This is a genomic window from Pleomorphomonas sp. T1.2MG-36, from assembly GCF_950100655.1.
In the GTDB taxonomy this organism is placed as follows: Bacteria; Pseudomonadota; Alphaproteobacteria; order Rhizobiales; family Pleomorphomonadaceae; genus Pleomorphomonas.
Genome location: NZ_CATNLY010000001.1, coordinates 403,404 through 419,808 on the forward strand (window position 1 = coordinate 403,404; position 16,405 = coordinate 419,808).

The following is a 16,405-nucleotide window of genomic DNA, read 5'->3' on the forward strand; positions in this document are numbered from 1 at the left end:
TAGGGTCGGACTCCCTGGATTTTGCAAGTACCCGAGGTTCTTATGCATCAGATCGCGGTCGCCAACCTCGTCTTGGCCTTGGGCGCGACGCTGATCCTTCTCGGCATCCTCTCCAGCCTCCTGGCCTCGCGCTTCGGCACCCCCCTGCTCCTCGTCTTCCTGGTGGTCGGCATGCTGGCCGGGGTCGACGGCCCCGGTGGGATCGAGTTCAGCAACTACCGACTCACCTACCTGATCGGGTCCTGTGCGCTCGCCATCATCCTGTTCGACGGCGGGCTCAGAACGCGGCTCGCCGAAACGCGTGAGGCCTTGGCGCCCTCGCTCGCGTTGGCGACGGTAGGCGTCGCCCTGACGGCCGTTCTGATCGGCGTCTTCAGCTACCTCGTTCTGGGTTTCGGCCTGACCGAAGGATTGCTGCTCGGCTCGATCGTTGCCTCGACCGATGCGGCGGCTGTGTTTTTCCTGCTCAAGACGGGCGGCTTGCAACTCAAGCCGCGTATCGGTTCGATGCTGGAGATCGAATCCGGCTCCAACGACCCGGTGGCCGTCTTTCTCACCCTCGTCCTCGTCGAACTCGCCGTCGCCCACTCGTCGCCGGGCCTCGGCACGTTAACCGAACTCGCCAAACAGGCGGTGCTCGGCGGCGCCATGGGAGTTGCCGGCGGAACCTTGGCGACCGTGGCGATCAACCGGCTGACGCTGCCCGGAGGGTTGCACCCGCTATTCGTCATCGCTTTGACCGTCAGCATGTTCGGCGCCACCTCCTATTTCGACGGGTCGGGGTTCCTCGCCGTCTACGTGGCCGGCCTCGTCGTGGGCAACAGCGGCATTCGTGCCTACCCCACCATCAGCAAGTTCCTCGAAAGCGCCACCTGGCTCTGCCAGATCGTGATGTTCCTGATGCTGGGCCTGTTGGTCACCCCGAGCAATCTGATCACGTATGCGCCGCAGGGCCTGACCATCTCCCTGTTCCTTATGATCATCGGTCGGCCGGCAGCAGTCTGGATCTGTTTGAAGCCGTTCGGTTTCACGCCACCGGAGACCAACTTCGTCTCCTGGGTCGGCCTGCGCGGCGCCGTCTCCATTTTTCTCGCCACCGTGCCGACACTGGCCGGCGTGCCCAACGCGCCGATGTACTTCAACGTGGCGTTTTTCGTGGTGCTGATATCGCTTCTCGTTCAGGGCTGGACCATCGCACCGGCGGCCCGCTTCTTCGGCATGGCGCTCAAGCGGACCGCGGCCAGCACCAGCCGTGTCGAAATCGATCTTCCCGGCCAGACCGACAACGAGATGGTCGGCTATCCGGTCAGGCCCGACAGTTATGCCGCGTTGCGACCGGCCTCCCTTCCCGCCTGGCTGAAACCGATCCTCGTGGTGCGCGACGGCGTCGTCAAGAACGCCGCCGAGGCGGGCCAGATCAAGAGCGGCGACTATGCCTACTTCGTCTCGCCCCAGGATCGCGTCAACCGTCTCGACAGGCTGTTCGCGCCCCTGTCCGCCGAAGCCGTGGCGGCCGCCAAGCGCACGGCCTTCGGCGAGTTCGCAGTGTCGCCGGACGCCCCCCTGTCGGACCTCGCCACCTTCTATGAAATCCAGGTTCCGCAGAAGCTCGCCGGCCTGACCGTCGCCGAGGCCTTCTTGGCCCGTCACGGCACCCGGCTACACACGGGAAGCCGGTTGACGCTCGCCAACTACGCCGAGGTCGTGGCGCGCGTCGTCGAGGACGGACAGGTCCTCAAGGCAAGCTTGCGTCTGGAGGATGTGGTCGATCTTTCCATGCGGTCGCCGCAACTGCCGCGGCAGACGCTGGTCCGTCGCATCTACAGCCGGCTTCAGCGTCGCTTCTCGAATACCGGAAAGCCGGCCGACCCGACGAAATGACGGCACCTTGGCTTGGGCAATCTCGTCCGGTTATCGTCCGGAAACGGCGTCGATGACCGGATGACGCACCACGTCGCCAACCGAAACACCGATGCGCTTCGCCTCCGGAGAGGCGATTTCAAGTACGAAGCGAACGGGGGAACCGGAGGGGATGCGGGCGTCCGACTGCGGCTTGGCTCCGTGGGTCACGGAAACAACCTTGCCAGCGTCCGAGATGAAAATGATGTCGAGCGGCACGAAGGTGTTGTGCATCCAGAAGGCGACGTCGCGGGTGACGCCCATGTCGAAAAGCATGCCGGTTTCCGGTTCGATGGATCGACGGAACATCAGGCCGCGCGACCGGCTCTCGTCGTTGTCGGCAACCTCGACCTGATAGGGGTAGACGCCGGTCGATGTTTCCACACTGAGGCTGGAACGCGCGCCGACGGGATTGTCACCCTGGCTGGCACTGGAGCCGTTTCCGAAAAAGTAGAGAATGGCGATTGCAGCTACAAGACCTGCGGCGAGCGCCCGTATCAACAGGCGCCACGAGGTGACTTCCGACATTTTAGCCTTCGATCCCTGACTGTTCGGCGTTTTCACACGAAAAGACACGCCTCACCGGGCGGGCCCGGCGCCGCGCGTCGCCCCATTAGGGCATCAATGTGACGAAGGTATGCCGCCAGGCTGAACCGGACGGATTTCGGCAACCATCTTGCCCTTGGGGCCGTCTCCATAGCGCACCAGCACCCGCTGGCCGGGCCGGAGCTCGGTGATGCCAAAGCGGCGCAACGTCTCCATGTGGACGAAAATGTCCTCGCTACCGTCGCCGCGCGTCAGGAAGCCGAACCCGCGGACACGGTTGAACCACTTCACCTCGACCTGCTCGAGACCGCTCGAGGGCGTGACCTGCACATGGGTGCGCGACGGCGGCAACTGCGAGGGGTGCACCGCGGTCGACTCGTCCATCGACAGCACCCGCATCGCCTGCAGCCCCTTCTGCCGACGCACCGCCTCACAGACGAGGCGAGAGCCTTCGTAGGCCGTCTGGAAGCCGTCGCGCCGCAAGCAGGTGACGTGGAGCAGCACATCCGGCAAGCCCGGTTCATCCGGCACGACGAAGCCAAATCCTTTCGCGACGTCAAACCATTTGATGACGCCCGCGACCTCAATGACTTCCACGCCGACGTCTTCGTCGACGTTATTGTCTTCCGACACAAACTGAGCCTTGGCCATGAGCCAGTCTCCACGATGGCACTTACTAGAAGCGCGGATGACTCCGCGCCCCGACTATTCGTGATTCTTCTGCTAAAATACCACCTGAAGGCCACCCTTCCGCAAGCCCCTCGTTAACCGCTGTTAACGGTTTTGCGCGCGTTTCTCGCGGCGGGCCACGGTTATCGCGGGTATTCTCACACCTCTTCCGGCAAACGACCTGACAGCACTGTCAAACAGGCCGCGTCTGGGGAAGCCGCCAAGTCTTGCATCCATCCCGGTACCGAGGATAACTACGCCGCCGGACTGAAACCTAAATCGGCCTTTCAACGGCCAAAGCGGAGGGAAACGACATGCGCTATCTTCACACCATGGTGCGGGTAACCGACGTCGACAAGTCGCTCGCCTTCTTCTGCGGTCTCCTCGGCATGACCGAAATCCGGCGGACGGAAAGTGAAGCCGGCCGATTCACCCTGATCTTCCTGGCATCGTCCGACGACGTCGAAGCCGGCCGGGCCCACAGCGCGCCGCTCGTCGAGCTGACCTACAACTGGGACCCGGAAGCCTACGGCGAAGGCCGGAACTTCGGCCATCTCGCCTACGAGGTGGACGACATCTACGCCACCTGTGACCGACTGATGAAGGGTGGCGTCACCATCAACCGACCGCCTCGCGACGGCCGGATGGCTTTCGTTCGTTCGCCGGACAACATTTCCATCGAGCTGCTGCAAAAGGGCGATGCCCTGCCGCCGGCCGAGCCCTGGGTCTCGATGCCGAACACCGGCAAGTGGTAAGGCGTCCTTGACGACGGCTGACGGAAAAGGAAGGGCGACCATGACGCCTCGGTCGGGACTGCTCCTGTTGGCGGCGTTTGCCGTGACCGGTTGCGGCGCGGTGCTCGACCGTTCCGACTTCAAGCCCCTCACGCCAGTCGAAATCGCCGAGGTCAAGGCGACGGTCGACGCCGAGACGAGCGCGAAAGCCGCCGGAGAAAAGCCGGCCGATACCCCTGCGGCACCATCCGAAGAGACAGCCAAGCCAGCCGCCGGCAACACGCCGGCGGTGCCGATGGCGGTTGCCGTTGCCCCGGCGGAAAAACCGAAGGCAACGGGTCTCTTCGCCTCGCTGTTCGGCGCCTCGGAGCCGAAGACCGAGCCGGCAACCCCGCCGCCCGCCGAATCCGCAGCCACCGACAAACCCGCCGACACTGAGCCGGCATCACCGGAAACGACGGTGGCCAAAGTCGAACCGACCGCCCTGCCCGCGTCCGGCCCGACAGTCCAGGCGTCTCCGGAAGATACCGACGAGATTTCGGAAGCCGATCTTGCCGGCGAAGACGAGGCCGATCCCAACAAGATCGCGGTACCCAAGCCGCCGGTCGACGATGGTCTCGATCACGACTTCGTCAACGTCTACACATCCCGCCCGGAGCGGCAGCAGGACCTGTTCGAAGGGCTGCCGGGCGTCGCATGGCAGGGCAACCTCGTGCTTGCCTCGCGTGGCCCCGACGGCGACCCGCGCGGCCTGTTCGACGGCGAGGTCCAGCCCTATGCCCACTACGTGCCCGGCCTGCCGCGCGAGGTCGTCCAGGCCGCCAACGGCTTGCTGCTCGCCCATTCGGCGATCAACGTGTCCTGCGTCAAGCCGGCGCTGCTCGGAATGATCCGTGACGCGGAACGGCACTTCAGCCGCAAGGTCATCGTCACCTCCGGCTATCGGTCGCCGTCGCACAACCGGCGCGTCCGTGGCGCCCTGCATTCGCAGCATCTCTATTGCAACGCGCTCGACCTCTACATGCCCGGCATCTCCCGCGACGACCTGGCGCGATATCTCTATGGCCACCCCTCGCGCGGCGGCCTTGGGCTCTATTGCCACACCAAGTCGATCCATGTGGACACCGGCCGGCGGCGCGAATGGCGCTGGTCTTGCCGGGGGCGCGGATAACGCTTGTCGTTCAAGCTCATAGGCGAAGCTGTAAAAAAGCCGCAACAAATGCCGATTGGCTCTTGCCCAACCGAAAGAAGCTCACTATAAGCCCCCCTCGTTGGGCGGCCTTCGTCTATCGGTTAGGACACTAGCCTTTCACGCTGGAGAGACGGGTTCGATTCCCGTAGGCCGTACCACCCCTTCAAGTCTTTGATATTATTGCAGCCGAATCGCCGTTTAGGGCGCGATGTATACCAGGATGTATACCTCGCCATGTATGCCTTCCGTCGCGACTCAACTTATTATTTCCAGATTCGTATTCCTCAACCTTTCGTAAAGCGCCTCGGAGTTACTCACTTCAGGAAACGGCTGGGAGTGCTCCCAGCTGCGGAGGCTCATCGTCGGGCTTCCATGCTGGCCTCGGGCCTACTGGAGATCCTGGTGGTCAAGCTCTCATCTCCCTCGAAAGGCCCAATCTCCGACGAGGATCTTATTGCGGCCTGCCGTTGGTGGCTCCGACAGGAGCCGTGGAACGGCCTGCTCCGAAATATCGACGACATGCTCCCCGCCGAAATCCGGGATGCCCGTCAGACGTTGGCAAAAGACCTCGTTGAACGCTTCGCCGTCCCTCATTTTCATGAGGAATCGGGCGAGTGGGACGATGAGGTCGGCATCTTTGATGCACGGTATGACGAGGGGTCGGCGGCGCTTCAAGCTGCAGGGCACAGAGCCCCCACAACACAGGACTGTCTCCGCGCGACTGACGCTATCGAGCAAATGGTCAATGACCGCATAGAGACGCAATATCGGGCCTTGTACGGAGCCGATGCTCCTGAGCCTGCAAGTTCCGCCGCCGCAACAAAGGAGGCCCAGCAGCTCCTTTCCGTGGCCTGGGCAGACATTCTTTCAACGCGAGCCGAAGCGCTGAAGAAAGGCGGGAAGCCATCGCGTTATGCCGACAAGATGGAAACCGCAGCCCGCATTTTCCTTAATATTGTCGGCGACAAACCTCTCTGCCAATACAAGCCAAGTGACATGCAGAGGTTTGTAAACGGTCTCGCCGAGCTACCGATAAAAGTAAGCGAGAAAAAGGAATTTCGAGGGCTGACTTACAAAGTGGCCATCGAAAGGAACAAGTCCCTTAAGTGCAGCCATCCGACCATGTCGGAGACTACGGTCCGGGACCACCGGAACATTGTTTCTGGTTTGTGGAAGCGTGTTGCAGCAGACATTGTTGGGGTGCGGGACCTTTCGGGCTACGGAATCACAATGCCGGACAGTGCCGCGTCCCCGAAAGACCGTGATCCCCTCCCCCCCAACGCCATTACAAAATGGCTTGCCGACGCTTCCCGCGTCCGGCTGCAGCATATGCGTTGGCTGCCGTTGGTTGGCCTCCTCACCGGGATGCGCCTTGCGGAAATTGTTTATCTCCAGCCGACGGACTTCATTGAGGAGAATGGGTTACCTGCCGTTACCCTATGGCCGGATCTCACAATTGACGGCAAGGAAGTCGCTCGCGAGCTGAAAACCAAAACATCCAAACGCGTGGTGGTATTACCGAAATTCCTCGTTGAATGCGGTTTCGTCGCTTGGGCGAAGGCTCAACCCGGACCATTCATTCTCGCAGGATGGCACCAAAAATCCGCCGATCCGGCCCACGAGGCTTCAAAGCGCCTGAATGCATGGATGCAGCGGCTAGGCATCCATCAGAAAACCGTCCAAGTGTTCCATTCGCTGCGGCACAACAACAAGGACTGGATCCGCCAGTACTGCACCGACAGAACGGCCGACATCTACAATGGCCACGCGGTCAAAGGGGTTTCTGGAAAGTACGGCGCCAAGTCTCTCAAAGAATACCAAGCCAAAGACATCTACGAGGCTCCACTCCCGGACGGTGTGGATTTCTCGCCCTTTCTCCCGGCCATGCAGACCCCGGCGGCACCCTCGAAGCGGCGAGTCTCATCACGCGGATAAATCGTCCGTCGTGTCAGGGAGTGAATTTCGTGACGAACGAAACTCCTCCCGAGGCCCGTCCGAAAAAGCGCGGACGCCCTCCCAAAGGGGGCGGCTGCCATGACGGATATCCGAACGCTGCTCCTATTTCGGAGAGTCCGAACGCCGTTTGGCCCTCAGAATCCGTATGTTGCCGCTATCGGTTTCATTCGAATATCGCACCTCCCTGTTGAAATATGGAAATGGTAACGTTGGGCAGCATGCCGAAGACTGCTGGTAGGCTATACTCGTCCAGACAGCGCCCATTGGGCGGATTGCAGCCGATTTCAAAGTGATGCTCGCGAATCGCGAACATTGCTGAGTTTGCGTTTTGGGGGAGTTGTCTTGAACCCTGTCGAAATCGAGGAGGCCATCTCCGCGCTGGCCGAACAGCCTTTCGACGCCGAGGAGTTTCCCTATGCGTTCCTTGAAGCCTTTGGGAACAAGGAGACGACGCTCAGGCGCCTGCGCAAGGGTGAGTCCAACAAGTCCGATCTTGGCGGCGTGCTTCAGACGAACAACATCCATATCGCAACCTGCAAGCCCGGCGATGTGACGCGCACACTGGGGGCGTTGAAGGCGAGCCCGGCTACAGAGCGGGCGAAGGCGCGATTCGTTCTGGCGACGGATGGCGACTTGTTCGAGGCCGAAGACCGCACGACGGACGACGCGCCGATCTCGTGCACCTATTCAGACTTTCCAAACCACTTCGGCTTCTTTCTGCCGCTGGCGGGCATCACCACGGTCAAGCAGGTCCGTGAAAGCTCGTTCGACATCCGGGCGACCAGCCGCTTGAACAGGCTCTATGTCGAACTGTTGAAAGACAACCCCGAATGGGGCACGGCGCAGCGCCGGCACGACGTGAACCATTTCATGGCGCGGTTGATCTTCTGCTTCTTCGCTGAAGACACCGAGATTTTCGACAGCAGTGCCGCGTTCACTTCGGCGATCGAGACCATGAGCGCCAAGGATTCGTCAAACACCCATGAGGTGATCAGCGAACTGTTCCGCGCCATGAACACCAAAGCGGAAGCGCACGCCGCTGCCGGGGTTCCGCGCTGGGCCGGCCGCTTCCCCTATGTGAATGGCGGGCTGTTTTCCGGCAGCACCGATGTGCCGCGCTTCAGCCGCATCGCGCGGTCCTACCTGCTGCATATCGGCAGCCTCGACTGGAAGAAGATCAACCCGGATATTTTTGGGTCAATGATCCAGGCCGTGGCAGACGACGACGAACGCGGTGCGCTCGGCATGCACTACACCAGCGTGCCAAACATCCTGAAGGTGTTGAACCCGCTCTTCCTCGACGACCTGAGTGAGAAGCTGGATGAAGCTGGCGACAATGCGCGCATGTTGCTCAATCTGCGCAAGCGCATGTCGAAGATCCGAGTGTTCGACCCGGCTTGCGGCTCGGGCAATTTCCTCGTCATCGCCTACAAGGAAATGCGGGCCATCGAGGCGGAGATCAATCGCCGGCGCGACGAAGCCGACCGGCGCAGCGAGATCCCGCTGACGAATTTTCGCGGCATCGAACTGCGCGATTTTCCTGCCGAGATAGCGCGCCTCGCGCTCATCATCGCCGAATATCAATGCGACGTGCTCTATCGCGGCCAGAAGGAGGCGCTGCGCGACTTCCTGCCGCTCGACGCGCAGAATTGGATCACCTGCGGCAACGCCCTGCGGCTCGATTGGCTCAGCATCTGCCCACCGACCGGAACGGGCGTGAAGCACCACGCCGACGATCTGTTTCATACACCGCTCAATCAGGCGCAGATCGACTTCGAGAACGAAGGCGGAGAAACATATATTTGCGGCAACCCCCCTTACAAGGGCAGCCAGGGACAAACGGACGACCAAAAATCAGATCTCAAAGCAATATTTGATAGTCGCACCGCTAATTGGAAATCATTGGACTACGTGTCTGGGTGGTTCATGAAGGCCGCAGACTATGGCACCAAAACTACTGCTGCTTCCGCCTTCGTCTCGACCAATTCAATTTGCCAGGGTCGGCAAGTTGATACGCTGTGGTCGCTTATCTTTGCAACTATGCACGAGATCGCGTTTGCTCATACGAGTTTCAAATGGGCAAATTTAGCGAGCCATAACGCTGGTGTAACGGTTGTGATTGTCGGCATAGCCAGAGATCTCCCCGCCTTTCGTCGCCTTTATTCTACGGGCGGACGTGAAGAAACGATCTTGCGCGAGCTGGAAAACATAAATCCGTACTTGGTTGGTGGGCCGAATATCATGGTGCAGCCCTCACCAAAGCCTTTGTCCGATCTCAACGACATGAGCTTCGGCAACATGCCGAATGAAGGAGGATACCTTCTCCTAAACCAAGCTGAGGCAGAGGAGGCAGTGGCACGGCATGGAGTGAGGCGCTGTTTCATCCGCCCATTCCTTGGTTCTCAGGAGTTTATTCGTGGGCAAGAGCGCCGGTGCATCTGGGTAACTGATGCGGAATACGCTGAAGCAAAGAAGAACGACTGGCTTGCCGACAGATTTGAATCTGTTCGAGCGCAGAGGGCTGCTTCAAACCGTTCTACAACCAAACAGCTTGCAAAAGTGCCTTATCGCTTTGGCGAGGTTCGCCAACGTGGCGATGAAACCGCTATCGTTGTTCCGAGTGTCTCATCCGAGACGCGAGAATATCTTCCGGTCGGTTATCTCCCCCCCGGAGCGTTGATATCGAATCTGGCCTTCGCCCTGTACGATGCTCCCGTTTGGAATATGGCCCTCATCGCATCACGCTTGCATCTGATGTGGATCGCTACGGTCTGCGGAAAGATGAAAACAGATTTTCGGTACTCCAACACCCTCGGGTGGAACACTTTTCCAGTGCCGACATTGACCGAAAAGAACAAAGCTGACCTCACCCACTGCGCCGAAGACATCCTGCTAACACGCGAGGCGCATTTTCCTGCGACTATCGCCGATCTCTACGATCCCGACGCCATGCCCGCCGATCTGCGCGAGGCCCATGAGCGCAACGATGAGGTGCTGGAGCGCATCTACATCGGCCGCCGATTCAAGAACGACACCGAGCGGCTCGAAAAGCTGTTCGAGCTGTACACCAAGATGACTGCCAATCCAAACAAGACCTCCAAGGCGAGGCAGGGAACGTCAGCATGAGCGATTATGTGCTGTTTCAGATGTGGGGGCCATTTCGACAGTCCTTGATTGACGGACACGCATTCTATGTTGAACAGGCACAAAAGCGCTTGCTCTCCCAGTTTGAAGATATCAGCTCCGAAGCCGATAAGGCTGCCGACGACTGGCTTGAGAAAAGCAGTGGTTGGTTTGACCCCGATCGGCACGACCCCGGTGATTTCTATGAGGCTGCCAATGATGCCGGGATCGAGTTCTACGGCCTTCTGAGCGGTATGCGTGACCAGACAATTTTGAGTGTGGTCGCCGGGATGTTTCACGAATGGGACAAGCAGTTTCGTGACTGGCTGGTGCGTGAGATTCAGCACTGGCATCGTGGCGATGTTGCAGAGCTAAAGGTCTGGTCGGCTGACTTCTGTCAGATTGCAGAACTCTTAGAAAGCCTTGGCTGGACTATTTCCACCACTGACTACTTTCGCCAGCTTGATGCCTGCCGTCTTGTGGTCAACGTCTATAAGCACGGCAAGGGCAAGTCCCTGGAGGATCTGAAGCAGAAATTTCCCGATTACCTTGAAGACCCATTCAGCGGATCGGGTGGCGCTTTCTCAGATGTGAAGCATCGTGACCACACCCATTTGAAGGTGACCAAGGATCAGTTTCAGGCATTTTCTGACGCTATTGTCGCGTTCTGGCAAGCGGTGCCGGAGAATATACTAGAGTCACAGGTCAAGGACGTGCCCGACTGGTTTGGGAAGGCTTTGTTGAAAGACCGCACCGGCCAACCACAGGGGAAGACGAAATGACCTTCAACACGCCAAAATCGGTCCCTTCTGTCTCGGTGCGATACGCCACCAACGGCAGTTCGGCCAAAGCGAACGAGTTTGGCATGCGCCCGATGCAGGAGCGTGCGTTCGAAAAGCGCGGAGAGCAATATCTGCTGATCAAGTCGCCGCCAGCTTCGGGCAAGAGCCGCGCGCTGATGTTCATAGCCCTCGACAAGCTGACCCATCAGAACGTCAAACAGGCGATCATCGTCGTTCCAGAAAAGTCTATCGGCTCCAGCTTCCACGACGAGCCGCTGAGCAAATACGGCTTCTGGGCCGACTGGCATGTCGAGCCGAAGTGGAACCTCTGCGACGCGCCGGGCAACGATAATGGCGGGAAGGTCAATGCACTCGGCGCGTTCCTTGAAAGTGGCGACAAGGTGCTGGTCTGCACCCATGCAACCTTCCGTTTCGCCGTCGATAAATTCGGAGTTGGAGCCTTTGATGACCGGCTGATCGCAGTCGATGAGTTCCACCACGTCTCGGCTAATCCCGATAACAAGCTCGGCCTGCATCTGGGCGATTTCATCACCCGCGACCGCGTGCATATCGTCGCGATGACCGGATCCTACTTCCGGGGCGATGCCGAGGCGGTGCTGGCGCCACAGGATGAAGGCAGGTTCGAGAGTGTCACCTACACCTATTATGAGCAGCTCAACGGCTATCAATATTTGAAGCAGCTCGACATCGGCTATTTCTTCTATTCGGACTCGTATGTCGACGACATTCTGAAGGTTCTGAACCCAGCCGAGAAGACAATTATCCACATCCCGAATGTCAATTCGCGCGAGAGCACGAAGGACAAGATCAAGGAGGTGGAGCACATCATTGAGGAGCTTGGCGCCTGGCAGGGAACCGATCCCGCCACCGGCTTTCAATTGGTCAAAACTGTGGAAGGCAGGATTCTGCACATCGCCGATCTGGTCGATGATGATGCTTCCAAGCGCGACCGCGTATCCGCCGCGCTGAAAGACCCCGCGCAGAAGAACAACCGCGATCATGTCGACATCATCATTGCCCTCGGCATGGCGAAGGAAGGCTTCGACTGGATCTGGTGCGAACACGCACTGACGGTTGGCTACCGCTCCAGCCTGACCGAGATCGTGCAGATCATCGGTCGCGCCACCCGTGATGCACCGGGTAAGACCCGGGCGCGCTTTTCGAACCTTATTGCCGAGCCTGCCGCCGCCGACGACATCGTGACCGAAGCGGTGAACGACACACTGAAAGCGATCGCGGCGAGCCTGCTGATGGAGCAGGTGTTGGCACCTCGCTTCGAGTTCAAGCCGAAGAATCCGCAAAACGAGCCGACGCCGGGTTTTGACTATGGCGAGGGTGGCTACGATCCGAATAAGTGCAATGTCGGCTTCAACGAGGAATCCGGCAAGTTCCAAATTGAGATCAAAGGCCTTGCCACGCCCAAGAGCGAGGAGGCAACGCGGATCTGCCAAGAGGACCTGAACGAGGTGATCGCTGCCTTCGTGCAGGACAAGACGACGATCGAGCGGGGCCTGTTCGACGAGGAACTGGTGCCTGAGGAACTCACTCAGGTACGCATGGGCAAGATCATCAAGGACAAGTTCCCACATCTCGACGCCGAGGACCAGGAAGCCGTGCGCCAGCATGCTGTGGCGGCACTGAACCTGACCCAGAAAGCGAAAGAGTTCGCGGCCGGAAGTTCGCTCGGCGAGGGAAAGGGCAACACCGCCTTCGTCGATGGCGTGCGCAAGTTCGCGATGGATGTGAAGGAGTTGGACATCGACTTGATCGACAGGGTCAATCCGTTTGGCGAAGCCTATGCCATCCTCGCCAAGACGATGAGCGAGGAGAGCCTGAAGCAGGTCGCCGCAGCTATCGCCGCCAAGCGAACCAGCCTCACGCCAGACGAGGCCAAGGTGATCGCCAAGCGCGCAGTCGAATTCAAGCGCGAGCGTGGTCGGCTGCCATCGATCGGTTCGTCCGATGCCTGGGAGAAGCACCTCGCGGAAGGCGCCGCCGCATTCGTCCGCTTCAAGGATGAGGGCCGCTATGAGTGACTTCGATCTGGACGAATTGCGCGACGAATTGGCGGATTTTGCCCAACCGGATAAGAGCGGCGGTCGTTCACCTCGCGATGAACGCATCATCGCAGGTTTCGAGGAGATCCAGAGGTTTGTCGAAAAGCACGGCCATGCACCAAGACATGGCGAGGACGGCGACATCTTTGAGAGGCTTTACGCTGTGCGGCTTGACCGTTTGCGCGCACTGGACGATTGCCGGACTCTTCTTTCGCCGTTTGATCATCAGGGATTGCTAACCGGACCGCTTGTGACCTCAGCCGCGCCTGCTGACACTATGGACGAGGATGAACTGCTCGCCGAGCTGGAGGGCGCGGCGGGTTCATCCGACATCACCAAGCTGCGCCATGTGCGGACCAGCGCGGAAAAGCGCGAGGCAGAGGAGATCGCGAGCCGAGAAAAGTGCCTCGATTTCGATACCTTCAAGCCCTTATTCCAGCAGGTGCAGAACGATCTTGCTGGCGGAATTCGGATTACGAGGCCGTTCGTCAAGGATGCCGGCTTCCTAAAGTCGGATATCCAGGCTGGTCAGTTTTTTATCCTTGGTGGCCAGACCGCCTATGTCGCCGAGGTCGGAGAGCCGATCAAGGCGCCGAACGGCGAAACGGATGCACGCCTCCGTGTGATCTATTCCAACGGCACCGAGAGCGACTTACTTCTGCGGTCGCTACAGCGTGCACTTTACAAGGATGAGGCTGGACGGCGGATCACCGAGCCAAGTGCCGGACCATTGTTTGACGACCAGACTGGCGATGACGATCGGTCCAGCGGCACGATCTATGTGTTGCGGAGCAAATCCGACCATCCACTGGTCATCGCCAACCGTCAAATCTTGCACAAGATCGGTGTAACGGGTGGCAGCGTCGAGCGGCGTATCGCCAACGCTCGCCTCGATCCGACTTACCTCATGGCCGATGTCGAGATCGTCGCGACTTATGAGCTCTACAACATCAACCGCGCCAAGCTCGAAACCTTGATCCACAAGGTCTTTGGCGCCGCCCGCTTGGATGTCGAAATCAAGGATCGCTTCGGCCAGCCGATCATGCCCCGGGAGTGGTTTCTAGTGCCATTGTTCGTTGTCGAGGAGGTCGTGGCCCGAATTCGAGACGGCTCAATCATAGATTATGTCTATGACCCTGCGTCAGCGTCACTTGTTCGGTCGGACTAAGGACGAAGCTGATGTGGTCATGTGTGGTGCCATGTCGTGTCCGCGTAGATACGCCCTCAGGTGAGGATCGCTTTTCCTGACGGCTCGCATCGATAAAGCAAGGGACGCCCGCTCCACCCCCTTTGTGGCCGTGTTCTCCCTGTGCTTGACGATTTTCCCGACCCGTCTTCGTGCATGCGTCCTTTGGGGGCGATTACCAAGCGCGGAGACTAGACCATGGCACTCATAACGAAACTTCATTTCGAACGCCTAGCCCAAAACGGCCGTGAAAACGCAGTTAGGATTTCAAAGGACGGTCAGACCATAGATCATTTCCCTGTCGTGAAATTGTTCACGCCCGATGGCTCCGCCACATGGTTGCTGTCTGAGATTGATCCTGTAGACAACGATCTCGCCTTCGGCCTTTGTGACCTAGGTCTCGGCTCACCCGAATTGGGCTCCGTGCGGCTATCCGACATTGCATCGCTACGCGGCCGCCTTGGTCTCCCTGTCGAGAGAGATCGGCACTTCGTCGCCGTTGGCAGGTTGTCGGTATATGCCGCCATTGCCCACGCTGAAGGAAGGATCGTCGCATGAAACGCCCTAACCCTCAGCTCCACCCACCTCCGATTTGCTGACCAATGGCGCCATCCTTGGTGCCCCTGAATTTAGGCCATGCCTCCGACGAAACCACTCAGTTCGTCAGTCCTGACAAACGCCAAACGCACTGGGCCACCGCAGCCCCTTGCCCAACATTTTTCGGTAGCTTGCACCTCATCGAGGTAATCCTGCTCTCGGCCCGCCAGAGACGCCCTAAACAGGTAATGCACATGGCCGCACACCTTGCATGTGCATTCGAGCTTCTGAGCCTCTGAAAGATCCTGGACTTGGATCTGAGATTGCCATCCACCTTTGTGCTTCGCCATCACCAAAAATCCTCTGACGTCGGAACGCGTGTGTAAGAGATTTTACCGCCCACATTTCCGCCTTTGGGTGGCTTCCATGTGCCAAGGCTCACAACGGTTCCGGCGTATTTGGCGTTCAAGGCATCTACGGCGACGGATGCTGCCTCCCAGCACTTTCGCCTAGTATCGTCCGCAAGGAGAAAGTCCAATTGCCGTTCATTCGCGGGCGTCAGTTCGAGAAGCGTCACACCAATCCGAAAAACAGACAGCCGCTCTGGGTGCTCGGAATCGAAGGCCTGCCAAAGCAATGCGAGAGCGGAAAGGATGGCCTGATCATCGTGGACCACGGGAAGCGGAAGCTGCCTAAACCACGATCCCTCGCGTAGGGAAAGCCAGAGCGATAAGGCCCCGGCATAGTAGCTTTCCCGCCGGAGACGTCTGGCCGCTTTCGTCAGCAACAAGCGGCTGATGTCCTTAGCTCCTGTCCTCGTGCGAGATTCTGGAGGCAGAACGCGACCATGACCGAACATGCCGCGTTGGCTCGTTGGGGCTTGGATGTCGTACCCATGGAGCGCATACCACATCCGCTCACCGACGACGCTTCGCCAGATTTTCCTCATGTGTTTCGGCTGGAGGTTATAGAGATCCTCAGCCGTATAGATGCCCATGCCTTTTAAGCGGAAAGCCAAACGCGAGCCGACGCCAGGGATGTCGTCCAAGCCAACCTTGAACAACGGGGCGGGCATATCCTTGGGATGCCAGACGGCCATCCCGTCCCCATAGCTCCCTCGGCTCCGCTTCCCCGCTTTGCAGGCCATTTTTGACAGCTGCCTATTGGCCGCAAAGCCAATCGTCGAGGTTATGACCGGCGTCACATGATCACGGATTGTCGTCTTCACCCGCCAAGCCAGATCTTCGGGGTGTTGTCTCCCGTCCTCGGCCAAGACACATGTCAGCTCGTCGATCGACTTCGCGGTATCAATCGGAATGATCGTCTCGATTTCCGACAGGAGCGCGTTATGAGCCCGGCGGTACAAGTCTGGTTTCTGAGGGACGGTCACGAGATCGCAGCATTTGGCTAACGCCTCTCCAACACTCATCAGCGACGTGATGCCGGCGTTCTTGGCCTCCCTCGAAACCGCGATCAGCATCGCCCGGTCGCCGCCGCCTTCATACGGGACGACACCCACTGGACGGCCACGGAGTTTGCGGTTCGCCGCCTGTTCGACGCTCGCGAAAAAGCCGTCGAAGTCTAGGTACAACCTCTCAATGGTTTCCGGCTGTCTCATTTTAGACTCGCATGCCTGGGTGAATGTTCGCGTTATGTTCTTGATCTGAAGTGTCGTCAATCCTGACAGGTGCGAGTCAGTTGCC

General features: G+C 59.3%; 12 protein-coding genes and 1 tRNA gene. 10 read left to right on the forward strand and 3 right to left on the reverse strand.

The window, feature by feature from the left end:
* The first annotated feature begins 42 nt into the window (after positions 1 to 42).
* Positions 43 to 1,881, forward strand: coding sequence for a potassium/proton antiporter (locus tag QQZ18_RS01985; RefSeq protein ID WP_284537583.1), 1,839 nt, complete (start codon positions 43 to 45; stop codon positions 1,879 to 1,881).
* Positions 1,882 to 1,911: 30 nt separating this feature from the next.
* On the opposite strand, the gene QQZ18_RS01990 is transcribed toward QQZ18_RS01985, so the two are convergent.
* On the reverse strand, positions 1,912 to 2,427 hold the full coding sequence (locus QQZ18_RS01990) for a DUF192 domain-containing protein (protein WP_284537584.1): 516 nt from the start codon (positions 2,425 to 2,427) through the stop codon (positions 1,912 to 1,914).
* A 93-nt stretch (positions 2,428 to 2,520) separates the two neighbouring features.
* Positions 2,521 to 3,096 carry a cold-shock protein gene (locus tag QQZ18_RS01995; RefSeq protein WP_284537585.1) on the reverse strand — a complete coding sequence of 192 codons (576 nt, stop codon included), beginning with the start codon at positions 3,094 to 3,096 and terminating at the stop codon, positions 2,521 to 2,523.
* Between the two features lie 332 nt (positions 3,097 to 3,428).
* Between QQZ18_RS01995 and QQZ18_RS02000 the strand changes: the two genes are divergently transcribed.
* The 9 genes from QQZ18_RS02000 to QQZ18_RS02040 all read left to right on the forward strand — a co-directional run bounded on the left by QQZ18_RS02000 (position 3,429) and on the right by QQZ18_RS02040 (position 14,723).
* Positions 3,429 to 3,869: a VOC family protein gene (locus QQZ18_RS02000; RefSeq protein WP_284537586.1), complete on the forward strand. Its 441-nt coding sequence runs from the start codon at positions 3,429 to 3,431 to the stop codon at positions 3,867 to 3,869.
* 40 nt (positions 3,870 to 3,909) lie between these two features.
* Complete coding sequence (locus tag QQZ18_RS02005) at positions 3,910 to 5,019, forward strand: D-Ala-D-Ala carboxypeptidase family metallohydrolase (protein WP_284537587.1); 1,110 nt, start codon at positions 3,910 to 3,912, stop codon at positions 5,017 to 5,019.
* 104 nt (positions 5,020 to 5,123) lie between these two features.
* Positions 5,124 to 5,198: transfer RNA gene (locus QQZ18_RS02010), tRNA-Glu, on the forward strand.
* 244 nt (positions 5,199 to 5,442) lie between these two features.
* Positions 5,443 to 6,975, forward strand: coding sequence for a hypothetical protein (locus QQZ18_RS02015; protein ID WP_284537588.1), 1,533 nt, complete (start codon positions 5,443 to 5,445; stop codon positions 6,973 to 6,975).
* A 363-nt stretch (positions 6,976 to 7,338) separates the two neighbouring features.
* Positions 7,339 to 10,122: a class I SAM-dependent DNA methyltransferase gene (locus QQZ18_RS02020; protein WP_284537589.1), complete on the forward strand. Its 2,784-nt coding sequence runs from the start codon at positions 7,339 to 7,341 to the stop codon at positions 10,120 to 10,122.
* Complete coding sequence (locus tag QQZ18_RS02025) at positions 10,119 to 10,901, forward strand: hypothetical protein (RefSeq protein ID WP_284537590.1); 783 nt, start codon at positions 10,119 to 10,121, stop codon at positions 10,899 to 10,901. Before QQZ18_RS02020 ends, QQZ18_RS02025 begins: the two co-directional genes overlap by 4 nt.
* Positions 10,898 to 12,958, forward strand: a complete 2,061-nt coding sequence (locus QQZ18_RS02030) for a DEAD/DEAH box helicase (RefSeq protein WP_284537591.1) — start codon at positions 10,898 to 10,900, stop codon at positions 12,956 to 12,958. Before QQZ18_RS02025 ends, QQZ18_RS02030 begins: the two co-directional genes overlap by 4 nt.
* On the forward strand, positions 12,951 to 14,147 hold the full coding sequence (locus QQZ18_RS02035; protein WP_284537592.1) for a GIY-YIG nuclease family protein: 1,197 nt from the start codon (positions 12,951 to 12,953) through the stop codon (positions 14,145 to 14,147). Before QQZ18_RS02030 ends, QQZ18_RS02035 begins: the two co-directional genes overlap by 8 nt.
* A gap of 216 nt (positions 14,148 to 14,363) precedes the next feature.
* Positions 14,364 to 14,723, forward strand: coding sequence for a DUF2958 domain-containing protein (locus QQZ18_RS02040; RefSeq protein WP_284537593.1), 360 nt, complete (start codon positions 14,364 to 14,366; stop codon positions 14,721 to 14,723).
* A gap of 328 nt (positions 14,724 to 15,051) precedes the next feature.
* On the opposite strand, the gene QQZ18_RS02045 is transcribed toward QQZ18_RS02040, so the two are convergent.
* Positions 15,052 to 16,320 carry a Y-family DNA polymerase gene (locus tag QQZ18_RS02045; protein WP_284537594.1) on the reverse strand — a complete coding sequence of 423 codons (1,269 nt, stop codon included), beginning with the start codon at positions 16,318 to 16,320 and terminating at the stop codon, positions 15,052 to 15,054.
* Between the last annotated feature and the right edge of the window lie 85 nt (positions 16,321 to 16,405).